At 70.8% G+C, this 21,915-nt stretch carries 19 protein-coding genes; 12 read left to right on the top strand and 7 right to left on the bottom strand.

Annotated features, from left to right (window positions below; all coding sequences use genetic code 11):
* Window positions 1-35: 35 nt before the first annotated feature.
* Entirely contained in the window at window positions 36-575 is a 540-nt protein-coding gene (locus ACIBZJ_RS15595) for a DUF1697 domain-containing protein (protein WP_395929860.1), read from the bottom strand.
* 734 nt (window positions 576-1,309) lie between these two features.
* On the opposite strand from ACIBZJ_RS15595, the gene ACIBZJ_RS15590 reads away from it, so the two are divergent.
* The 4 genes from ACIBZJ_RS15590 to ACIBZJ_RS15575 all read left to right on the top strand — a co-directional run bounded on the left by ACIBZJ_RS15590 (window position 1,310) and on the right by ACIBZJ_RS15575 (window position 4,334).
* Window positions 1,310-1,741, top strand: a complete 432-nt coding sequence (locus ACIBZJ_RS15590) for a hypothetical protein (RefSeq protein WP_395929858.1) — start codon at window positions 1,310-1,312, stop codon at window positions 1,739-1,741.
* On the top strand, window positions 1,738-3,021 hold the full coding sequence (locus ACIBZJ_RS15585) for a DUF4388 domain-containing protein (RefSeq protein ID WP_395929856.1): 1,284 nt from the start codon (window positions 1,738-1,740) through the stop codon (window positions 3,019-3,021). The genes ACIBZJ_RS15590 and ACIBZJ_RS15585 overlap by 4 nt, the downstream gene beginning before the upstream one ends.
* A 45-nt stretch (window positions 3,022-3,066) precedes the next feature.
* On the top strand, window positions 3,067-3,465 hold the full coding sequence (locus tag ACIBZJ_RS15580) for a roadblock/LC7 domain-containing protein (protein ID WP_395929854.1): 399 nt from the start codon (window positions 3,067-3,069) through the stop codon (window positions 3,463-3,465).
* Window positions 3,466-3,965: 500 nt separating this feature from the next.
* Entirely contained in the window at window positions 3,966-4,334 is a 369-nt protein-coding gene (locus tag ACIBZJ_RS15575; RefSeq protein ID WP_395929852.1) for a hypothetical protein, read from the top strand.
* A gap of 43 nt (window positions 4,335-4,377) precedes the next feature.
* Here the strand turns inward: ACIBZJ_RS15575 and ACIBZJ_RS15570 are convergent, their stop codons facing one another.
* From ACIBZJ_RS15570 to ACIBZJ_RS15560, 3 genes are read right to left on the bottom strand one after another with little or no spacing between them, the layout of a single operon-like run.
* Window positions 4,378-4,872, bottom strand: coding sequence for a VOC family protein (locus ACIBZJ_RS15570; RefSeq protein ID WP_395929850.1), 495 nt, complete (start codon window positions 4,870-4,872; stop codon window positions 4,378-4,380).
* A gap of 10 nt (window positions 4,873-4,882) precedes the next feature.
* Complete coding sequence (locus tag ACIBZJ_RS15565) at window positions 4,883-5,605, bottom strand: pirin family protein (RefSeq protein ID WP_395929848.1); 723 nt, start codon at window positions 5,603-5,605, stop codon at window positions 4,883-4,885.
* Window positions 5,606-5,647: 42 nt separating this feature from the next.
* A complete protein-coding gene (locus ACIBZJ_RS15560; protein ID WP_395929846.1) occupies window positions 5,648-6,208 on the bottom strand; it encodes a YceI family protein in 561 nt (186 codons plus the stop codon).
* 93 nt (window positions 6,209-6,301) lie between these two features.
* On the opposite strand from ACIBZJ_RS15560, the gene ACIBZJ_RS15555 reads away from it, so the two are divergent.
* From ACIBZJ_RS15555 to ACIBZJ_RS15540, 4 genes are all read left to right on the top strand, one after another.
* On the top strand, window positions 6,302-6,796 hold the full coding sequence (locus ACIBZJ_RS15555) for a MarR family winged helix-turn-helix transcriptional regulator (protein WP_395929844.1): 495 nt from the start codon (window positions 6,302-6,304) through the stop codon (window positions 6,794-6,796).
* Between the two features lie 33 nt (window positions 6,797-6,829).
* Entirely contained in the window at window positions 6,830-7,828 is a 999-nt protein-coding gene (gene fgd / locus ACIBZJ_RS15550) for a glucose-6-phosphate dehydrogenase (coenzyme-F420) (RefSeq protein ID WP_395929842.1), read from the top strand.
* Between the two features lie 163 nt (window positions 7,829-7,991).
* Complete coding sequence (gene fxsT / locus ACIBZJ_RS15545) at window positions 7,992-10,271, top strand: FxSxx-COOH system tetratricopeptide repeat protein (RefSeq protein ID WP_395929840.1); 2,280 nt, start codon at window positions 7,992-7,994, stop codon at window positions 10,269-10,271.
* A gap of 551 nt (window positions 10,272-10,822) precedes the next feature.
* Window positions 10,823-12,043: a helix-turn-helix domain-containing protein gene (locus ACIBZJ_RS15540; RefSeq protein WP_395929838.1), complete on the top strand. Its 1,221-nt coding sequence runs from the start codon at window positions 10,823-10,825 to the stop codon at window positions 12,041-12,043.
* Here ACIBZJ_RS15540 and ACIBZJ_RS15535 read toward each other — a convergent pair.
* On the bottom strand, window positions 12,040-14,388 hold the full coding sequence (locus tag ACIBZJ_RS15535) for a PAS domain S-box protein (RefSeq protein ID WP_395929836.1): 2,349 nt from the start codon (window positions 14,386-14,388) through the stop codon (window positions 12,040-12,042). The genes ACIBZJ_RS15540 and ACIBZJ_RS15535 overlap by 4 nt on opposite strands.
* 78 nt (window positions 14,389-14,466) lie before the next feature.
* On the opposite strand from ACIBZJ_RS15535, the gene ACIBZJ_RS15530 reads away from it, so the two are divergent.
* From ACIBZJ_RS15530 to ACIBZJ_RS15515, 4 genes are all read left to right on the top strand, one after another.
* Window positions 14,467-16,134 carry a bis-aminopropyl spermidine synthase family protein gene (locus ACIBZJ_RS15530; RefSeq protein ID WP_395929834.1) on the top strand — a complete coding sequence of 556 codons (1,668 nt, stop codon included), beginning with the start codon at window positions 14,467-14,469 and terminating at the stop codon, window positions 16,132-16,134.
* A 126-nt stretch (window positions 16,135-16,260) separates the two neighbouring features.
* Window positions 16,261-17,967: a cytochrome c oxidase subunit I gene (gene ctaD / locus ACIBZJ_RS15525; RefSeq protein ID WP_395929832.1), complete on the top strand. Its 1,707-nt coding sequence runs from the start codon at window positions 16,261-16,263 to the stop codon at window positions 17,965-17,967.
* Window positions 17,968-18,226: 259 nt separating this feature from the next.
* Window positions 18,227-19,420 carry a phosphoserine phosphatase SerB gene (gene serB, locus ACIBZJ_RS15520; RefSeq protein ID WP_395929830.1) on the top strand — a complete coding sequence of 398 codons (1,194 nt, stop codon included), beginning with the start codon at window positions 18,227-18,229 and terminating at the stop codon, window positions 19,418-19,420.
* A 121-nt stretch (window positions 19,421-19,541) separates the two neighbouring features.
* A complete protein-coding gene (locus tag ACIBZJ_RS15515; protein WP_395929828.1) occupies window positions 19,542-20,039 on the top strand; it encodes a hypothetical protein in 498 nt (165 codons plus the stop codon).
* Here the strand turns inward: ACIBZJ_RS15515 and ACIBZJ_RS15510 are convergent.
* Entirely contained in the window at window positions 20,036-20,614 is a 579-nt protein-coding gene (locus ACIBZJ_RS15510) for an isochorismatase family protein (protein WP_395929826.1), read from the bottom strand. The two genes, ACIBZJ_RS15515 and ACIBZJ_RS15510, sit on opposite strands and share 4 nt — an antisense overlap.
* An 11-nt stretch (window positions 20,615-20,625) precedes the next feature.
* Window positions 20,626-21,897 (bottom strand): nicotinate phosphoribosyltransferase, encoded by a 1,272-nt coding sequence (locus ACIBZJ_RS15505; RefSeq protein WP_395929824.1) that lies wholly within the window; start codon window positions 21,895-21,897, stop codon window positions 20,626-20,628.
* Window positions 21,898-21,915: the final 18 nt, after the last annotated feature.

Genomic DNA, 21,915 nt, shown 5'->3' with positions numbered 1-21,915 from the left:
GCCCAGGAGGCCCGGCAGCCCAGGAGGCCCGGGGTTCAGTCCAGCATCGACACCAGCTTCGTGAGCGTGTTCCAGTTCCGTGCGGTGGCCACCACCCCGGCTTGGCGTTTCTCGAAGAACGGCGGGCTCAGCTTCGCGGTGCGGACGCCGTCCGGGTACCAGACGTAGATCTCGCGTTCGCCCACCGCCATCACTTCGGGTGCGTACGTCCCGGGGTCGATCGCGTCCAGGCCGGTTTTGTCCGGCGGGGCCGACAGGAACGTCACCAGCAGTTTCGACGGGTCGGTGGCGATGTCCGCGAGCGGGTTCGTTTCGACCACCCGGTGCAGGTCGGCGGCCTCACGGACCAGGACACGCACGGTGAGTTCGAACTCCTTGCGGATCGCGGCCTCGATCTGCGCCGCCAGCACGTCGGGCTTTTTTGTGGAGCTGCGGAACAGCGCATTGCCGCTCTGCAGGTAGGTGCTGACGTCGTCGTGGCCCAGACCGGACAATAGCGCCCGGAGGTCGGCCATCGCGATGCGCTGGTTACGGCTGACGTTGATGCCGCGGAGAAGGGCGAGGTAGGCAGGCACCTGCACATCCTCGCGCACCCAGGGTGGCCGACGCCGCTCGGACGGTGTCCGTCAGTGGGAGGCGAGGCGGTTTCGTACCCGTCCTCGACGACGATTCCGGCGTCGCGAAACCGGTGATTGTGCGGGCCTGCCCAATGCCAATTGACTAATCAATTCGACCGGTCGAATAGCGGTTCGAAGGTTGGTTGCAGCACGCCAAGACGGTCACTCTCCGTCCACGGTAATGGCTTCGATATTAAGGTGCCGGTAGGAGTACGCCGGCGCGGGCCGATCGGTTCGCCGGGAAACGGTTTCCCGCTTCGGATGCCCGAAAAGAGCGGCTCGGTGCGCGTCGGCGAGTGGCTCGTCGAGCGTCTCACTTCACCCGTCGAGGGTGGCGTCGTCGCAGGTGACCGCCCTGTTCGAGAGGGTTCGTGACCGCAACTGTCGAGACCGGACGGCCGAGGTCGATGGTCTTTTCCGGCGAGTGTCGAACTCGTCTATTCAGGCGACCCGATGCGTCGAACAGCCGTCTGGGGGAATCTGCGAGTAGCCGTTCAACGACCGTTGGTAACGGAGCCCGCTGTGACGGAACACGAGACCTCAGGAAGAATTATGGAGGAGTGGAAACGGCGTTAAATGGGCGCTAGGGTGGCGTCTTGTGGCCGCTGGTGGTGCTGAGTAGACCGGCCGCTGCAAATAGCCGTTTACCTCCAGCCGGTGAATGGTGTCATCGCTGAGGAAGGTAGTGCTCGATGCCGGGTATCGACGAGAGCCTCCAGCGCGCGATGGGCATCAGCGGAGCGCGCGGAGTGAACCTCGTCGACTTCACCAGCGGTCTCGTGATCGGCACCGTCGGTGAGTGGCCCTACGGCGGTGCGGACGCCGCCGCGGCCGGTGCCACCGAGATGGTGCGTGCGGCCCGTGACAACGCGGCGTTCGTCGGGCCGGAGCGCGCGGCCGCCCCGGAGCCGTTCGGAGATGCCGACAGCGACGGGCTCGGCAAGGGCGACGTCTGGGAAGACATCGTGCTCACCGCGGGAGACCGGTACCACCTGTTGCGGTTCGTCGAGCTCGGGTTCGACGGCCGGTTCTTCCTGCACGTCTGGCTCGATCGCGAGCAGAGCAACCTGGCGATGGCTCGGCTGGAGCTGCGCAGACTCTCGGACGAGTTGGTAATGCGATGACGGCGGTCAAAGCCCTGCGCGAACTGGCCGCGCTCAAAGCCACCGGCGCATTGCACGTCGAGGGCACGCCGGCGGCCGTGCTCTACCTCCGTGACGGCCAGGTCTGTCACGTCGACGCCGAGGCCGCACCGGGCGTCGGGCTAGTGCTCACCGCGTCCGGCCGGGTGTCGGACGACGTGTGGCAGTCCGTGCTCACGGTCGGCGCGCCGGTCGGGCGGGTGGCCGCGCTCCTCGTCGAGCAGGGGTACCTCAGCCAGGGCGAGCTCGAGCTGTGCGCGAACGGGGCACTGTTCGACGCGTCGTTCTTCGCCCTCGGTACGGACCCGACGTCGGTGCGGTTCGTCGCCGGGCAGGCGTCGTGGTTCGGCGGGTCGTTGCACGTCGACGTCGAGCGTCTGATCCGGGAGACCGGGCGGCGGCGCGAGCTCCTGTCGTCGGCGTTGCCCACGGCGGTGTTCGACCTGGCGCCGGTCGTGCCGGTGACGCGGATGCCGCGCGATCAGGTCGTGATCGACGGACTGCGATGGGAACTGCTCGTCCACGCGGACGGGCGCCGGACGTCGGCCGAGATCGCGGGCCTGCTCGGGCGCAGCGCGTACGCCGCGCTGCTCGAGGTGCGCCGGATGGCCGCGATCGGGCTGCTGGAGCCTCCGCCGGAGGCCGCGGCCGTGCCGATCCCGACCGTGACCGCCTACCGGCCCGCCGTCTCCGGCTCCCGCCTGGCCGGGCCCCGCATCCCGGGCCCCCGGCCCGCACCGGCCGCCGACGCCCCGGTACGTCCGATGGCCACGCCGACCGGCGCGCCCCCGGCCACCCCGCCCCCGACCACCCCGCGCCCGGCGTCCCCGGCCGGCCCGGGCCCGAGTACTCCGCGGCCGGGCGTCCCCCGCCCGGCGGCGGCGTCGGCGACGACGTCCTCCGGGCTGGCGTCGGCGCTGAGTCCGGCGCCACCGCTCAACCCGCGGCCGGTTCCCCCGGCCGCCGCGGCCGTGCCACCGGAGACGCCGGGCCGGACCGGGCCACCTCCGGGGTTGCCCGACCGGGACGGGGCCGGGCTTCCGCCGTTGCCGCGGCGCGGGACGTCCGGCGAACTGCCGCCGTTGCCGCGGCGGGTCAGCGGCAGCCGAGTCGTCCGCCCGACCCAGGGCGGCCGGACGGACGGCGCCGACGGGGACGACCCCGGCGGGCGCTGGCCGTCACCGCCACCGGAGGTGCGTGCGGAAGCACCCTCACTCGCCTCGTTGACCAGGGTCAGAGACGCTCTGCAGGACTTCTCCTGACCCGTGATCACCACCACCAGCGGCCACCGACCGGGAAGGAGACTTGTGGACGACGTCGAGCACGAGGTGCTGACCGAGATCCGGGGCCTGCGTGACCGGGTCAGGCACGTGTCGGGCAGCCTCGTCTCCCGTGCGGACGGCTTGCTGATCGCGCACGACACCCACGGTGTCCAGCCGGAGGGGATGGCCGCCCTCTCCGCGACGACGCTCGGCCTGAGCGAGCGGATCGCGATCGAGGCCGGCCACGGACGATTCCAGGAGGCCCTGGTGCGCGGAGCGTACGGCTACGTCGTCACCTACTCGGCCGGCACCTACGCGGTGCTGACCGTGCTCGCCGCGGCTGAGACGAACCTCGGCCGTCTCCACCTCGAAGCCCGGGCACTCGCGGATCGGATCGGCCACCTGGTGGACGTGGCGGAAGGCAGCGGGGGTGGATGGCTCTGAACAGTGACCGCTGGTGGTCGCGGGCGAGAGGACGTCATCGGCGACGCACCTCGACGCCGGATCACGAGTTTCCCCAGGACGCGACGGTCGCCGATTCACCGGGTCGTACCGCGGGAGCGGACGGTACGTATCCGGTGCCGGTGGACGGCGCTTATCCGGTGCAGTACGTCGGCGGATATCCGGTGTTCGCCGCCGTGCCGGTCGATGAGGACTACGCCACTCGGATGGCCGCCACGCTCAGGCCGAGAGCCGAAAGCCCGCTTCCGCCTGGCAGTCCGAGTCCGGGCGGCAGTCCGAGTCCGGCCGGGAGCCCGCTTCCGGCCGGGAGCCCGCTTCCGGCCGGGAGCCCGCTTCCGGCCGGCGGTCCGCTTCCGACGGGGAGCCCGCTTCCGACGGGGCCGCCCGTCGAGGGGCCATTGCCGGAGCCGCCGGCATTGACCCCGGAACCCCCCGAATCGGGTCCCGAACAGCAGAAATCAACACCCAAGGGAGTAGTTGTCATGAATCTCGAAGCTTCGATGAAGGAAGCCATGAACATCGAGGGCGCGATGGGAATCGCGGTCATCGACTACAACAGCGGCATGCCGCTGGGCACCCTCACCTCGGTGAACGACCTCGACCTCGACGTCGTCGCGGCCGGCACGACCGACTTCGTCCGCGCGAAGATGCGCACGCTCGAGCTCATGCGGCTCGACGAGCCGATCGAGGACATCCTGGTGACGCTGGTTTCCCAGTATCACCTGATCCGCCCGCTGACCTCGCGCAACGGTAAGGGCCTGTTCCTCTACCTGATGCTCGACAAGGCCCGCGGCAACCTGGCGCTGGCCCGCCACCGCCTCTCCCGGATCGAGCGGGAACTGGAGGTCTGACGGATGGCCCGGTCCCGGCGGCAACCGCCGCCGGGCGGGCCTCCTACAGCACCTGCTGGCCGTACATCTCGCCCAGGGGGTCGGCGATGAGTTCGATGCGGGCTCCGTCCGGATCGCGGAAGTAGACCGACACCCCGCTGTGCACGGTGTGCTCCACGCCCGAGTCGACGAGCTTGCGGACGAGGTACTCCCACTTCTCCGGCTCCACCGAGATCGCCACGTGGTGCAACCCACCCAGCACCTCGGCGTACGGGCCGACGTCCAGCCCGGGGAAGTCGAAGAACGCCAGCAGGTTGCCGTTCCCGATGTCGAAGAAGAAGTGCGACGAGCCCGGGTAGTCCCGGTTCTCGATCAGCTCGGTGAGCGGAAACTCCAGCAGGTCCTGGTAGAACCAGATCGTGCGTTCGACGCTGCTGCTGATCAGCGCGGTGTGGTGCAGTCCCCGCGCCGACGAAGCCGGGCGGACTCCGTCCGGCTGAAGGTACGTGTCACGAAGCAGCCCGCGCTGCTTCTCGATGGCGGCGAGATCGACGGTCATCGTGGCCTCCTCACGCAGCAATGGTCGCGTGCATTTCCCAGACGAGCACCTCGGCCGGCTCGCTCGCGGTCACCCGCGGCCCGCCGACGCCGGTCAGCCGGGCCGCGTCACCCTCGGCCAACGGCCCGGATCCTTCCAGTACCACCGCGCCCCTGGCGACGAAGACGTGCAGGAACGGGGCGTCCGGCAGTTGCACCGAAGCCCCGGAACCCAGGCGCGCCACGTACAGCGCGGCGTGCCGGTTGCGGATCCGGATGGCGGAGTGCTCCGGCCTCCCGGACGCCACCGGCACCAGCCCGCCGCGCAGCAACTCGTCTGCGATCTCGAGTTGCTCGTACCCGGGAGTGAGGCCCGGCTCGTCCGGTACGACCCACATCTGGACGAAGTGCACGGGCTCGACCGCGCCGTCGTTCTTCTCCGAGTGCAGGATCCCGCGGCCCGCGCTCATTCGCTGGGCCAGGCCGGGGTAGATGACCCCGGAGTTGCCGATCGAATCCTGGTGCACCAGCGAGCCCTGCAGCACCCACGTCACGATCTCCATGTCGCGGTGCGGGTGCGTCTCGAAGCCGGTGCCCGGCAGGACGATGTCGTCGTTGCTGACCAGCAGCAACCCGTGGTGCGTGTTGGCCGGGTCGTAGTGCGTCCCGAACGAGAACGAGTGCTTCGAGTCGAGCCAGGCGATCTTCGTACGGTCACGCGCAGCGGAGGGGCGGACGTCGACCGAAGACTTCATGTCGACATCCTCCCCTCCGCTGCGGAAGCCGGGAAGGTCGGCTCAGGCGTTCTTGATCGCCGAGACCTCGAACTCCAGCGTGATCTTGTCGCTGACCAGCACGCCACCGGTCTCCAGGGCGGCGTTCCAGGTGATGCCGAAGTCCTGGCGGTTGATCGTGACCGAGCCCTCGAAGCCGATCCGGACGTTGCCGAAGGGGTCCTTCGCCGCGCCTTCGAACGCGAACGGGATCGTGATCGACTTGGTGACGCCCTTGATCGTGAGGTCGCCGGTCACCTCGTAGTTGTCGCCGTCGACCGCCTTGACCGCGGTGGAGGCCCAGGTGATCTCCGGGTAGGTCTCCGGGTCGAGGAAGTCGTTCGTCCGCAGGTGGCCGTCGCGCTGCTCGTTGCGGGTGTCGATGCTGGCGGCCTTGATGACGATCTTCGCCGACGACTTCTCCGGGTTGTCACCGTCGACGACAGCGGAGCCCTCGAACTCGTTGAACGAGCCGCGGACCTTCGTGACCATCGCGTGGCGGGCGACGAACCCGATGCGCGTGTGGGTCGGGTCGAGCGTGTACTCGCCGGTGAGGTCTGAGAGTGTGAAGGCGGGGGCAGTCATGTCATGGCTCCTTGGGGAGAACTTGTTGATGCTTCAAGTACCTTAGGCCGAACTTGGATGATGTGTCAACTATTCCCAGGTACAGTGGTACCTATGACAGACCCTCGGTGGCTCGATGCGGACGAGCAGCGGGCGTGGCGCCGGTACCTGCGGATGCAGTCCGAGCTCACTGCCCGCTTGTCTCGGCAGCTCCAGACCGAATCTGAGCTTTCGCTCGCCGACTTCGAAGTCCTCGTCAACCTGACCGACGTCCCCGAGGGACGGCTGCGGGTGACCGAGCTGGCCAACGCCCTCCAATGGGAGAAGAGCCGACTCTCCCATCATTTCGCGCGGATGGAGAAGCGCGGGCTCGTCGTCCGGGAGAACTGCCCCAGCGACGCCCGCGGCGCGTTCGTCGTGCTCACGCCCGCGGGGCGCTCGGCGATCGAAGCCGCCGCGCCGGGGCACGTGGAGGCCGTGCGGCGGCTGATGTTCGACGGTCTGACCCCCGAGCAGGTGGACGCCCTGGCCGCGATCGCCGACGTGGTCCTCGAACGCATCGAGCGGGACGCGGCCGGTGAGCTGGAAGCCCGGACCCGCGGGGCATGATGGGCTGAGTAGACGCGACGATAGGAGCGGCTGGTGCTGAAGTTCGGGTATAAGGCGTCCGCGGAGCAATTCGGCCCTCGGGAGCTTCTCGACTACGCCGTTCAGGCCGAGCAGAACGGCTTCGATTCGGTCTGGGTTTCCGACCACCTCCAGCCCTGGCGCCACGACGGGGGTCACGCACCGAACGCGCTGGCCTGGCTCGGCGCACTGGGTGCGAGCACCGAGCGGGTCCAGATGGGCACCAGCGTGCTGACCCCGACGTTCCGCTACCACCCGGGCCTGGTGGCCCAGGTCTTCGCGACGCTCGGCCTGCTGTACCCGGATCGGGTGATCCTCGGTGTCGGCTCGGGTGAATCGATGAACGAGGTTCCGCTCGGGGTCGAGTGGCCCGACGGCAAGGAACGGTTCGCCCGCCTCAAAGAGGCGATCGAGATCATCAAGCTCCTGTGGAGCGAAGACCGCGTCGACCACGAAGGCCGGTTCTGGACGCTCGACAAGGCGACGATCTACGACAAGCCCGAGAAGCCGGTCCCGCTGTACGTGGCCGGCTCCGGCCCGTCGGCGACCAGGATGGCCGGCCGGATCGGCGACGGCTACATCACCACCAGCGGCAAGGCGCCCGAGCTCTACAGCGACAAGCTGATGCCCGCGCTCGCCGAGGGCGCCGAGAAGGCCGGCCGCTCGCTCTCGGACCTCGACCTGATGATGGAGGTCAAGGTCTCGTTCGACCCCGACCGCGAGAAGGCGCTGGAGGCCACCCGCTACTGGGGTGCGCTCGCTCTCTCCCAGGAGGAGAAGAGCGACGTCGACGACCCGATCGAGATGCAGCGCCTGGCCGACGCGCTGCCGACCGAGCGCACCGCGTCCCGGTTCATCGTCTCCACCGATCCGGAGGAGCACGTCGCCGCGATCAAGCGGTACATCGACCTGGGCTTCACCCACCTCGTTTTCCACGCGCCGGGGCCCGATCAGTCCCGGTTCCTCTCGCTCTACGGCGAACAGATCCTGCCGCTGCTGCGCAAGCAGGGCTGACTCGGCTCCACAGTGCACGGCGGTCGGCGGAGGCCGGCCGCCGTGCAACGTCTCGACGTGATGCGCCGTCCTTACGTGTGAACACGCCTCTGGCGGTTACATTCAGACGTCGGAGTGGCACTCAATGTGGCGCCAGGGGTCGCATCTGATCGAGGTGAGGGGCGTGAGCGGCGTTCGTCGGCGTTTCGTGATCTCGCACGTCGGCCGTGATCGGCCGTGGGCGGAGTGGATCGCGGCCCGGCTCGCTGACGCCGGTGAACCCGACAGCCTCGACATCCAGCTGGTCAGCTGGCGCTGGGACACCGGGATTCCGCTGGTCACGGCACTCGAGAACGCGACTTTCGAGGCCGAGGGCGGCGTCGATCGCATCGTTCTGGTGTTCTCGGAGGCGCTGCTCGAGGCCCACGAGTACGTCGTCGAGCAGCGGGGCGCGTTGCGTCCGGATCTGGCGCTGCTTGGCAAGGTCGTGCCGGTGCGGGTCGAGCCGGTCGGGCTGCCCGAGCCCTGGTCCGGCGCGTCCGGGCCGACACTGCACGACGCGCCGCCGATCGAGGCGGCCGATCGTCTGGTCGCCGCGGTGCTCGGCACCGCCGCCGCGGGCCGGGCGGCGGAGCGGCTGGCCCGGACGGGCGGCGACGGTCCGGCGCTGGTGGCGCCCCGGCCGCGGTTGCCGGGCCATCGTCCCGACCAGTGGAGCGCCCCGGCCCGCGACGACATCTTCGTCGGCCGCGACGAGGCGCTGATCGCGCTGCGGACCGCGCTGCGCGGCGGCGGGCGGGTGGCGGTCGAGGGCCGGTTCGGCATGGGCGGGGTGGGCAAGACCCGGCTCGCCTGTGAGTACGTGCACCGCTTCGGGTCCGATTACGACCTGGTGTGGTGGATCCCGGCCGATCGTCCGGTGCTGATCGGCGACCAGTTCGCCGCGCTGGCCGTACGGCTCCGGCTGGTCGGGCCGGAGACCGACACCGGCACCGCGGCCACCGTCGCCCGCACCTACCTGCGGCGGCACGCGAACTGGCTGATCGTGTTCGACAACGCCGAGTCGCCCGAGGCCCTGACGCCCTGGCTGCCCGGCGGCGACGGGCACACGATCGTCACGTCCCGGACGTCGGGGTGGGCGGCCGTGGCGACCCGGCTCGAGGTCGACCTGCTCAGCCGGGCCGAGTCGATCCTGCTGCTGCGTCGCCGTGACCCGACGCTGACCGTCGTCGAGGCCGGGCGGCTGGCGGCGGTGCTCGGTGATCTGCCGTTGTCGGTCGTCCTCGCGGTCGGGTTCCTGGCCGAGACCGGTACCCGGGCCGAGGACTACCTCACCGAACTGGCCCAGCACGTGACCGACGTGCTCGACGAGCACCGCTCGGTCAACTACCCGCACGCGCTGGCCGGGGCGATCGCGACCGCGACCGGCTGGCTCGCGACGCGCGACCCGGTCGCGCTCGCGTTGGCCCGGGTCTGCGCGTTCCTGGCGCCGGCGCCGATCCCGGTCGGTCTGCTCGGTCTGCTCGACCCCGAGCTGCCCGAGCCGGTCGATCGCGGGCCGACGACGCGGCCGCGGGTACCGACGCGGCCCGGAACCGGCTCGAACCTGCATCCGCTGGCCGCGCTCGAGGGCATCTCCGACGGCACCGCGCTACTGCAGCGGGCGATCGGCCGGCTGCAGCGGCTGGGCATCGTCCAGGTCGAGCGCGCGACCCGGTTCGGCGTCCGGGTGGGTGACCCGCTCAACGGCAGCAACGGCGTGGTGAGCATGCACCGGCTGGTCGCCGCGATCTTCCGGGACCAGCTCGGCCTGCGCGACCAACTCGGCTCCGACCGTCAGGACGCGCTCCGGGCCCACGTCGACGCGTTGATCGCTGCCGCCGACCCGGGCGAGCCGGCCGATCCGAACCGGTGGAGCAGCTGGACGTTGCTGCTGCCGCACGTCTACGCCGCCGACCCGGCCCACTCCGGGAGTGCCGCGCTGCGCGCGACTGCGGTCTCCGCCGCCCGCGTGCTGCTCGCGCGGGGCGACGTCCGATCGGCCCGTGACCTCGCCGACCAGCTGCACCGGCGCTGGCTCGACCGGCTCGGCCCGGACTCCGAAGACACGCTGCGCGCCGCCCGCTGCCTGGCCCAGACCCTGCGGACGCTCGGTCGCTTCGACGCCGCCCAGGAACTGGACGCCGATCTGCTGCGACGCCGCCGGGAGAAGCTCGGCGAGGATCACACCGACAGCCTGGCCGCCGCGGCCGACCTGGCCGACGACGCCTACGCGCTCGGCGACGTCCGGATGGCACGGGCACTGGACGAGGACGTGCTGGCCCGGCGTCAGCGGGTCTTCGGCGAGTCGCACCCGCAGGCGCTGGACTCCGCATTGCGGCTGGCGCGCGATCTGGCGGCCCTCGGCGACGCGAAACGGGCGGCCGAGTTGCGACGCTGGGTCTCCGACCGCGACGTCAGCTAGCCGTGCCGACTCGCTCCGGGCGAGGTCGCCTACCGCCGACGCCGATCTGGGCGTTCTCCCACGATTCCGCAGGTCGCGAGTGGACTCGCGGCACCGCTGAACGTTGATCGGACTGCGTCCGTCAGTAAGGGGGCGAGCCCGCCGGCCCGTGAACTGCCGACTCGTCGGTTCGTGGAGCCACCGACGAGTCGGCCGGCAGCTCGGACGCCTCGCCAGCATCCGGAGCTGCCTCGGTCGGCGGGCTTGCCCCCTCGCCGCGGTCGCGGTGCACACGTCGACCACCGTGTCGTCGAGCGAGGTGATAAATGCGCCGGCGCCGAATATCGCTCAGTGCACTAATTTCGTGTCGCGGTCCGGTTTACCGGATCGATAAAGCGCCTACCGAGCGTATTTATCCTTCACGTCGCAAGCTTTGTAAATTCGGGGTACCAGCGATTCTCGGCACAATGCCGAGGTTCTTCGCCGGTTGACAATCGCAACGGCTCGTTAATATTCTCACCCGGTTAGATTCGCATTACTGCCTGTGGCTTCGGGTGGCTGGAGGTGGCGCGATGTCGCAGTTAGCCGTACGCCCCGGTTCTTTCGAACCCTGGGGCGGGTTGCCGCCCGAACTGGCGGAGCTGATCAAGCCGGAATTCGGCACGCTCGCCGAAGAGATCGTCGAGGCGATCCGGTCCACGATCCCCGAGTTCGGCCGCTCGATGGGCGAGACGTACGAGTACGTCATCCGGGTGGGTGTCGAACGGGCGCTCACGCAGTTCGCCGACAAAGTCGGCGAAACCAACCTCACCCCCGACGACTGGGACGCCGTCCACCGCAAGCTCGGGTACGGCGAATTCCAGCAGGGTCGCAGCCTCGACGCGCTCCAGGCCGCGTACCGGCTGGGCGCCCGGGTCGCCTGGCGGCGGCTGGCCGACGCCGGGCTGCGGCTCGACATTCCGGCCCCGGTGCTGTTCACGCTGGGCGAGGCCGTGATCGCCTACGTCGATCAGCTCGCCGGGCTGTCGGTCGAGGGGTACGCCGAAGCGCAGGCCCACGCGGCCGGTGCCCGCGAACGGCGTCGCCGCCAGCTCATGCAGACGCTGTTGTCCGATCCGCCGCCGTCCGCGGCCGCGGTCGCCGACCTCGGCAAGTCGGCCCGCTGGACGGTGCCCGACCGGCTGATCGCGGTGGCGCTGGAGCCGCGCGGCGACGATCGTGACCTGACGCTGCCCGACCTCGGGCCGGCCGTCCTGGTCGACCTGGAGGGCGCGGAGCCGTGCCTGCTGGTCCCCGAGTCGCAACTGGAGCGCACCGAGGGCGCGCTGCGCACGGTGCTGCACTCGTCCCGGGCAGCGGTCGGCCTGCCGGTGCCGGTACCGGACGCCAGGCGCTCGCTGGAGTGGGCCCGCCGCGCGCTGGCACTGCTGCGTCGCGGCGCGTTGAGCTCGGTGCGGGTCGTCCGGTGCGCCGATCATCTGTCCACATTGATGCTGCTGGCCGACGCGCCGCTGGTCGAGTTGTTCGCGGAGCGGCGGCTGGCGCCGCTGCGTCAGCTCACGGTCAAGCAGCAGGCGCGGCTGAGCGAGACGCTGCTCGCCTGGCTGGAGACGCGCGGCGGCGCGCCCGAGGTCGCGTCCCGGCTACAGGTGCACCCGCAGACCGTGCGGTACCGCCTGCGGCAGCTCGAAGCGCTGTTCGGCGAGCGGCTGCACGACCCGGACGCCCGCTTCGAACTCGAATCGGCGCTCCGGGCCGTCGCCACGCTTCACCCGGCCGGGACGCAGACCTAGGCTGGTGCGAGCACTTCCGCGACCTTCGCGAGCAGACTGCGCCGGGTGAACGGTTTCTCCACCAGCGTCACGTCCGGCTCGATCGTGCCTTTTGAGGTCAGCAGCGGCTGCGCGAAACCCGACATGTACAGCACCCGCATCGACGGGCGCTCGAGCCGGAGCCGCTTCGCCACCTCCTGCCCCGACAGGCCGGGCATCGTGACGTCGGTGAGCAGCAGGTCGATCGTCCCCTCGTAGGCGCCGGCCAGTTGCGCGGCCTCGTCGCCGGAACCGGCCGTGAGGACCGCGTAGCCGCCCCGGCCGAGGATGATTTCGATCGACTTCCGCAGATCGGGCTCGTCGTCGACCACGAGTACCGTGCGGTCGGGCTTCTTCTCCGGTGCCGCGGCCCGGGGGACGTCGGGCCGGGCCAGTGGTGCTCCGTCGGACGCGGGGAGCAGCACGGTCACCGACGTGCCCCAGCCCGGCCGCGAGCGCAGGTACACGGTGCCGGCCGCCTGGGAGACGATCCCGTACACCGACGCGAGCCCGAGTCCGGTGCCCTGACCTTCGGGTTTGGTCGTGTAGAACGGCTCGAACGCGCGCTCGGCGACCTCCGGCGGCATGCCGGTGCCGGTGTCGGTCACGCGGAGTTGCACGTACCGGCCGTCGGTCAGCCCGTACCGCGCGGCCTGGGCGGAGTCGAGCGCCAGGTTCACCGCGTCGATCTGCAGCGTGCCGCCCTTGGGCATCGCGTCCCTCGCGTTCATCGCGAGGTTGACCAGCACCTGTTCGATCCGGCCCGGGTCGGCGGTCACCGGCCAGAGGTCGGCGTCGCTGGTCGTCGACGTGCGGACGTCGGTGCCCAGCGTGCCCGAAAGCAGCCGGACGACGTCCGCCATGACTTCGCTGAGCAGGAAGACCTGGGGCCGCACGATCTCGCGGCGGCCGAACGCGAGCAGTTGTTTGGTGAGGCGGGAACCGCGCTCGGCGGCCTGCTGCATCTGCTCGACGGCCCGGCGGGCGCCGGCGAGCCGGCCCTGGTCGTCGGGGCCGGACTCGAGCCCGGCCAGATCCTCGTCGGCGATCGAGGCGTGGCTCAGGATGATCGCGAGCACGTTGTTGAAGTCGTGGGCGACGCCGCCGGCGAGCTGGCCGAGGCTGTCGAGGCGCTGTGCCCGTTGCAGCTCGTTCTCCAGCCGGGCGCGTTCGGCGTCGCTCTGCAGGCGCGCGGTGATGTCGTGCACGGTGACCGCGACCAGCAGCCCGTCTTCGGTGAGCAGCGAGGAGAGCAGGATCTCGGCCGGGAATTCCGACCCGTCCTTGCGGCGGCCGGCGAGCGGTATCCCTTCCGGCGCACGCGCGCCGCTGCCGGCCGCCGTGCCGGCTCCGGCTCCGGTTTCGGTTTCGGTCGCGGTTTCGGCGGGCGGCCTGGCGGCGCCGGGGCTGGGGGTGCCGGATTCGGCGAGGACGGCCGGGCCCGCGCCGGGCAGGACCGCCTCGATCGGGCGGCCGGTCAGTTCCTCGGTCCGGTAGCCGAACTCGCGTTCGGCCTCGGTGTTCGCCATCCGGATCACCCCGGCGGCGTCGACGCCGATGATCGCCAGCGGGGTCGCGTTGAGCAGCCAGCGGAACTGGGCCTCGGCCCGCTCGCGCTCGGTCAGGTCGCGGGCCGCGTAGGCGATCCCGACGACCGCGCCGGCCGGCCCGACGATCGGCGAGGCGGTGACGCTGACCGCGACCCGCCTGCCGTCGGCCCGGACGATCTGACCCTCGGAGATCCGGACGGTGTCACCCTCGCGGACCTTCGCGAGCGCCTCGGTCACGAGCTCGGCCTGCAGCGGCTCGACGACGGTGCCGATCGGGCGTCCGATCATGTCGGAGGCCTTCCAGCCGTAGACGCGCTCGGCCGCGGTGTTCCAGGACGTGATCGAACCGTCGACCGACGCGCTGACGATCGGCGTGTGGGCGTGCTCGACGATCGCGGAGAGCCAGCGGAGCCGCTCGACCGTCCGGTTGCGCTGGCCGAGGTCGCGGAACGCGACCGAGACCAGCCTGCCGTCGGGCGTGTCCATCGGGGTGACCGACAGCTCGGCGTGGAACTCGGTGCCGTCCTTGCGGCGGCAGGCCATCTCCAGGCCGGCGTGCAGGTGCTGAGCGCTGAACTCGGCCAGGTCGGCGAGCTCGCCCGGCTCCCGCAGCAGGTCGTCCAGCGGGCGCTGAGCGAGCTCGTCCCAGCTGTAGCCGAACAGGTCCTCGGCGCCGGAGTTGGCCTGCGTGATCCGGCCGCGCGGGTCGATCGCCACGATCGCCTCGGGCAGCTCCGGGGGCACATCGGCCACCGGGGGCACCAGTTGGTCGGTCACGCCGCCCCCTCGTTTGTACCTTTACTGCCTAATAGTAGCTTTTGCCGCGCCGATCGTCGCTGTGCGAGCCTTGCCGGCGTGAGTGCAGACGCCGTGGAGAAGCTGGTAGCGGAGTACGGCGTTCGGGGTCGGGTCGTCCGGGAAGTGGCCGTGGCGCTGGCCGAGCGGTCCTGGGCGCTGGTGGAGCTGGTCCGCGAGTTCGCGGTGCCGCGCCGGACCGTGGAGGAGGTCCTGGCCGCGGTCGGCGACGATCTCACCACCGGGGCCGACGGGGCTCCGGGGGCGGCCGTGGATCTGCGGGTCCGGGCCGACCGCGCGGCGGAGTACCGGTCGCGGTTCGGTGCGGCCCAGCTGCGGGCCACCGCGTTGGCGGACCCGCTGGGGCCCGTGCTGGCCGAGGCGGGGGAGTTGGTGGCCGCGGTCGGCCGGTGGCGGGCGTCGGCGCCACCGCCGCGGCGGTCGCTCGACCACGTCGCCGCGACCCCGGAGACCGCGGTCCGGCGTGCGCTCTGGCTCGACGCCTCGTTCGACCTCGACGGCGCGCACCTGCTCTGCGTCGGCGACCACGACCTCACCGCGCTGACCGCCTGCCTGCTGCGTCCGTCGTTGACGGCGACGGTCGTCGATGTGGACGAGAGACTGCTGGCGTTCATCGACGGCGCGGCGGTGGCGGCCGGCCTCTCGGTGCGGTGCGTGTTCGGCGACCTGCGGTTCGGGCTGCCGGCGTCGGCGGCCGGTGTCGCCGGGCTGGCGTTCACCGACCCGCCGTACACGCCGGACGGAGTGCGGTTGTTCCTCGAACGTTCGATCGAGGGACTGACCGGGCCGGGGCGGATCCTGCTCGCGTACGGGTTTTCCGAGCGGACGCCCGCGCTCGGGCTCGCGGTGCAGCGCACGTTCAGTGAGCTCGAGCTCGCGGTGGAGGCGCAACTGCCGTCGTTCTCGCGGTACCTCGGGGCCCAGGCCGTCGGCAGCGCGTCCGACCTCTACGTGCTCCAGCCCACGTCCAAGGCCCGACGCAAGAGTGCCCGGGCCCGTCCCACGATCTATACCCACGGGGAGCAGTCGTCCGAAGGCACGTCCGGCGCGACGCCCGAGGTGGCGGCGGCGCTGGTCGCCGCCGCGGCCGGCCCCGACGGCCTCCCCGTACTGGGCGTGGCCCCCGACCCGGCCGCCCTGGCCGCCGCCGCAGCCGCCGCGCCCGCCGGCGGGGGTCATGGGGCGGGGGCGCTGTCGGGGGAGCGGGCGCTGGGTGCCCTGTGGACCGGGGGAGTCCCCGGGCCGGCCAGGAACGGCGCCGTGGCGGTCGACGCGACCGCCGACCCGGGGGCCTGGCTGCTCCGCATCCTGCTGGCGGTGGACGCCAGGCGGCTCGCCGTCGCGGTCGCCAACAACCACCCCGACCTCACCGACGCGGCGAGTCAGCACGCGCTGGCCGCCCTGGTGGCGCCGAAATGGCAGCTCCGGTTCCGTCGCAGCACCCCGAACCCGTCGTCCGCCGTCGTCGAGGCCGTGGCCGTCGAACAACCGGCCGAACCGCTCGTGCGCTATCTCCTGGACCGCGCCCACGGCCGCGTCGCCAACGTCTGGCGCGACGGCCTCGCCACGCTCACCGGCCTCCCGAAGCCCGACGCCGCCGCTCGCGTGAACGCCCCCGACGGCACCCTCCTGGAGATCCCCCGGCACCGCCTCGAACCCCTGTTCACCGCCGTTTCGGAGTCGACTGCCGAGAAGGGGATTAATTAGACACGACGACGCTAGGTAGACCCCCGCCGATTTGAACCGGGGAGACCGACTATTCTGCTCGCGAGGCTTGCCAGCCGCGGGCCCGCACAAGGCTCAGCGTCGCCGATCTGCCAGGAGGGTCCGGCTGTGACCATCGAAGCCGAGCGCATCGAACCCGAACCGATCGTGAGCCGGCCCTGGCCGGTCCGCGAGTCGGTCAAGGGCAACGCGTTGGCCCGGATCATCCGGACGACCGACGCGAAGCAAATCGGCATCATGTACCTCATCACGTCGTTCTTCTTCTTCGCCGCGGCCGGCATCATGGCGCTGCTCATGCGGGCCGAACTCGCCCGGCCGGGCCTGCAGTTCCTGAGCAACGAGCAGTACAACCAGCTCTTCACCATGCACGGCTCGGTGATGCTGCTGCTGTTCGGTACTCCGCTGGGCTTCGCGTTCGCGAACTTCCTGGTGCCACTGCAGATCGGCGCGCCCGACGTGAGCTTCCCGCGGCTGAACGCGTTCGCGTACTGGGCGTTCGCGTTCGGCGGCCTGATGGTGCTCTCCGGCTTCCTGACGCCGGGCGGCGCAGCCGACTTCGGCTGGTTCGCCTACGCGCCGCTGAACTCCGAGATCAACTCGCCCGGCGCCGGTGCCGACCTCTGGATCGTCGGTTTCGCGCTCGCCGGTCTCGGCACGATCCTCGGCGCGGTCAACATCATCACGACGATCCTCACGATGCGCGCACCCGGCATGACGATGTTCCGGATGCCGATCTTCACCTGGAACATGCTGGTCACCAGCCTCCTGGTGCTGATGGTCTTCCCGATCCTCACCGCCGCGTTCTTCGGCCTGCTGGCCGACCGGCACCTCGGGGCGCACGTGTACGACGCCGATACCGGCGGGCCGATCCTCTGGCAGCACCTGTTCTGGTTCTTCGGGCATCCAGAGGTCTACATCCTCGCCCTACCGTTCTTCGGCATCATCACCGAGATCATCCCGGTGTTCAGCCGCAAGCCGCTGTTCGGCTACAAGGGTCTGGTCGGCGCGACGATCTCGATCGCGGCGCTGTCGATGACCGTGTGGGCCCACCACATGTTCGTCACCGGCGCGGTGCTGCTGCCGTTCTTCAGCTTCTTGTCGTACCTGATCGCGGTGCCGACCGGCATGAAGTTCTTCAACTGGATCGGCACGATGTGGCGAGGCCAGATCACGTTCGAGACGCCGATGCTGTTCGCGATCGGCTTCCTGGTGACGTTCCTGTTCGGTGGCCTGACCGGTGTTCTGCTGGCCAGCCCGCCGGTCGACTTCCACGTCTCCGACAGTTATTTCGTGGTGGCGCACTTCCACTACGTGCTGTTCGGCACGATCGTGTTCGCCGCGTTCGGCGGGATCTACTTCTGGTTCCCGAAGATGACCGGGCGGATGCTCGACGAACGCCTGGGCAAGCTGCACTTCTGGCTGACGTTCATCGGGTTCCACACGACGTTCCTGGTGCAGCACTGGCTCGGCAACGAGGGCATGCCCCGCCGGTACGCCGACTACCTCCCGAGTGACGGCTTCACCACGCTGAACACGATCTCGACGATCGGCGCGTTCATCCTCGGCATCTCGACGCTGCCGATCCTGTGGAACATCTGGAAGTCGTACAAGCTCGGCCGGGTCGTGAACGTCGACGACCCGTGGGGTTACGGCGGGTCGCTGGAGTGGGCCACCTCGTGCCCGCCGCCGCGGCACAACTTCCTCGAGCTGCCCCGGATCCGCTCCGAGCGCCCGGCCTTCGACGTGAAGTTCCCGCACCTGGCCCCTTGGGCCACCGAGGTCGAACACAACAAACAACCCTCCATCTCTTCTTGAGTGGGCGGCCCGCCCAGAACGACGCTGACAGCCGCGCCACACGACTTGAGTACGACGGGTACGCGGCGTCGTGTGGCGCGGATGTCAGCGTCGCCCTGGGCGGGCTCCGGGTTTCGGGCAACGACAACGCAACGGCCCATCGCACGCGGCTGCGCGTGGTGCGTGGGGTGGCTCACATGGGGGCGGGCGGGGGCTCGGGGGCTCGCGGGCTCGCTCTACGGTGGGTGAACGTCACCGATCGAGCCGCGGAACCGGAGCGATGACCCACAGCACGCGCGCCCTGCTCACCGTGACCGGCACCGACAGGCCCGGCGTCACGGCCGCTCTCTTCTCCGCGCTGGCGACGCTCGACCTCGAGGTCCGGGACGTCGAACAGGTCGTGATCCGCGGACAGCTCCTGCTCGGCGTCAGCGTCGAACTCCGCTCGGCCGACGACCTCGCGGACGTCCGCGAGAAGGTGTCCGACCTCGGCCGCGCGCTCGGCGTCTGGATAGAGGTCGCGCTCGCTCCCTCCGGCGACCAGGCGATGACCCGCCGCGGCGAGAAGCCGCACCACGTGACGGTGCTGGGCCGCCCGCTCACCGCGTCCGCGGTCGCGGCGATCGCGTCCGGCATCAGTGCGCTGGGCGGCAACATCGACGCAATCACCCGGCTCTCCAAGTACCCGGTCACCTGCCTCGAGCTCCGCGTCTCCGGCGTCGAGAGCGCCCCGCTGCGCACGACGCTCTCGGCGCTGTCGATCGATCACCTCATCGACATCGCGGTGGAACGCAGCGGGCTGGCCCGGAGGGCCAAGCGCCTGGTCGTATTCGACGTCGACTCCACGCTGATCACCGGCGAGGTGATCGAGATGCTCGCCGCGCACGCCGGGCGCGAAGCCGAGGTCGCGGCGGTCACCGCGGCGGCGATGCGGGGGGAACTGGACTTCGCCGACTCGCTGCGGCATCGCGTCGCGGCGCTCGAGGGCCTGGACGCCCTGGTCTTCGAGAAGGTCCGGGCCGAGGTCACGCTGACGCCCGGCGCCCGCACGCTGGTCCGGACGCTCAAGCACCTGGGCTACCGCTGCGGGATCGTCTCCGGCGGATTCACCCAGGTCACCGACCACCTGGTCGACCTGCTGGGGCTGGACTTCGCGGCCGCCAACACGCTCGAGGTCGTCGACGGCGTCCTCACCGGCCGGGTGATCGGCGAGATCGTCGACCGGCCGGGCAAGGCGACCGCCCTCAGACGGTTCGCCGACGCGGCCGGTGTCTCGATGGCACAGACCGTCGCGGTCGGCGACGGTGCCAACGACATCGACATGATCGCCGCCGCGGGCCTCGGCATCGCGTTCAACGCCAAGCCCGCGCTCCGCGAGGTCGCCGACACCGCCCTCAACCAGCCCTATCTCGACGCGATCCTGTTCTTCCTCGGCGTCTCCCGTGAGGAGATCGAAGAGGCCGAGACCGTCTAGGGCACGCCTCCGGCTCGTCCGGTCCGATCCGGCCGGGCACCCGGTGGGCTCGTCGGCCGGGCTGTGGCGCCCAGTTTCCGGCCCGGCCGCGGCGCCCGGTTCCCGGCCCGGGTTCTGGGTCGTGCTCGGCAGCGGGCTCGCGGCCAGATACCCGCCGCGCAGGCGCCGCCTGGGCGCGGCGCTGCTGGTCGGCACGGCGGTGGTCGACCTCGCGGCGCTGGTGGCCGCAGTGATCGACCTGCGGCGGGGCGCGACGGCGGACTGGTCGCACGGGCTGGCCGCGCTCTACACCGGGTTCTCGGTGGCGTTCGGTCCGCTGCTGGTGCGGTGGGCCGACCAGCGGTTCGCGCATCGCTTCGCCGGCGGGCCGCCGCCGGTGGCACCGCCGAAGTACGGCGCGGCACGGGCCCGCTACGAGTGGACGCTGTGGCTGCGCGCGGTGGTGGCGAGCGCGATCTCCGCGGCGCTGCTGTTCGCCGCGATCCGCCCGGTCGACGACGCCGAGCGCACCGCGACGCTGAGCGGCACCCTCGGCGTCCTGCCGAAGGTCGTGATCTTCTGGGGCGTCGTGGCTCTGACCTACACGGTCTTTCCCAACGACGCGAAAGTGTTGGACTAGCTCGCGACGACCGGTTCGCCGACCAGGGTCACCCCGGCCTGCTCCAGCTCCAGCAGAGCACGTTGGGTGGTCGGGGCGGCGACGCCGGCGGTCAGGTCGAGCAGCACGGTGGTCGCGAACCCGTTGGCGGCCGCGTCCAGCGCGGTGGCCCGGACGCAGTGGTCGGTGGCGATGCCGACGACGTCCACTTCGGTCACGTCGTGGGCCCGCAGCCACCCGACGAGATCAAGTCCGTCAGCGTTACGGCCTTCGAATCCCGAATATGCGGCTTTGTACTCACCCTTGTCGAAGATCGACTCGACGCGGCCGGTCTCGAAGTTCGGGTGCAGCTCGACGCCGCCGGTGCCGACCACCGTGTGCGGCGGCCAGGTGTCGACGAAGTCGGGGTGGTCGGAGAAGTGGTGACCGGGATCGACGTGGTGATCGCGGGTGGCGACGACGCGGTCCCAGCTGCGGGCGTCGGCGGCGAGCGCGGCCGAGATGCCTGCGGCGACACCGGCGCCACCGGTGACGGCCAGCGAGCCGCCCTCACAGAAGTCGTTCTGGACGTCGACGACGATCAACGCGCGGGTCATCGGTCTTCCCCTCAGCTCTCGAACACGACCGGGATGGCCGGATCGCCGGCCGACAGCTTGAGACCGTCCCACGGAATGCTCACCAGCGTCTTCTCCAGGTGGTCGCGGGACTCCGGCAGCGACGGGACCCCGGCGGCCCGGATGCCGCTGCGCACCAGCGGGATCTGCAACGGACGGTCGTGCTCCGAGTATTCCGGTGTGCCGAGGTAGATGACTTCCTCGACCGCGGTGCCGGTGGACTTGTGCCGCCGGACCGCGGTCTTCCGGCCGCCACGCGACGCCTTGTTCTCGCTGCGCTTCGCGACCGGGCGTCCGTCGACCTCGACCAGCTTGTAGACCATGCCCGCGGTCGGAGCGCCGGAGCCGGTGACGACCGCCGTACCGGCGCCGTAGGCGTCGACGGGAGCGACCGCGAGCGCGGCGATCGCGAACTCGTCCAGGTCGCCGGAGACGACGATCCGGGTGTCCGTGGCGCCGAGCGAATCGAGCTGCTGGCGGGCCTGGACCGCGAGGACGCCCAGATCGCCGGAGTCGATGCGGACCGCGCCGAGCCGCGGGCCGGCGACCTCGATCGCGGTGCGGATCCCGGCGGTGATGTCGTAGGTGTCGACGAGCATCGTGGTGCCGGGGCCGAGCGCGGCGAGCTGGCCGGCGAACGCGTCCTTCTCGGTGTCGTGCAGCAGCGTGAACGCGTGCGCGCTGGTGCCGGTGGTCGGGATGCCGTAGCGGCGGCCCGCTTCGAGGTTCGACGTCGCGGTGAAGCCGGCCAGATAGGCCGCCCGCGCCGACGCCACCGCCGCCTCCTCGTGCGTGCGCCGGGAGCCCATCTCGATCAGCGGGCGGTCGCTGGCCGCGATGACCATCCGCGCCGCCGCGGTGGCGATCGCGGAGTCGTGGTTGAGGATCGAGAGCGCGAGCGTCTCCAGGAGAACGGCCTCGGCGAACGTGCCGCGCACGGTGAGGATCGGCGAACCGGGGAAGTACAGCTCTCCCTCGGCGTAGCCGTCGATGTCACCGCTGAAGCGGTAGCTCTCGAGCCAGGTCGCGGTCTCGTCGTCGACCGCGCCCGCGCTGCGCAGGAATTCGAGATCCTGCTCGTGGAACCGGAAGTCGGCCAGAGCGTCGAGCAGCCGGCCGGTGCCCGCGACGACGCCGTAGCGCCGCTCCTTCGGCAACCGCCGGGCGAAGACCTCGAACACGCACTCGCGGTGGGCCGAACCGTCGCGCAGCGCGGAGGCCAGCATCGTGAGCTCGTAGTGATCGGTCAGCAGTGCTGTCCCCATACGGTCAGCCTACGAGCA

Origin of the sequence: Cryptosporangium sp. NPDC051539 (assembly GCF_044454545.1) — a bacterium.
GTDB lineage: Bacteria > Actinomycetota > Actinomycetes > Mycobacteriales > Cryptosporangiaceae > Cryptosporangium.
Note: the sequence above shows the minus strand (reverse complement) of the source record. Positions and strands in the feature narration are given on the sequence as shown.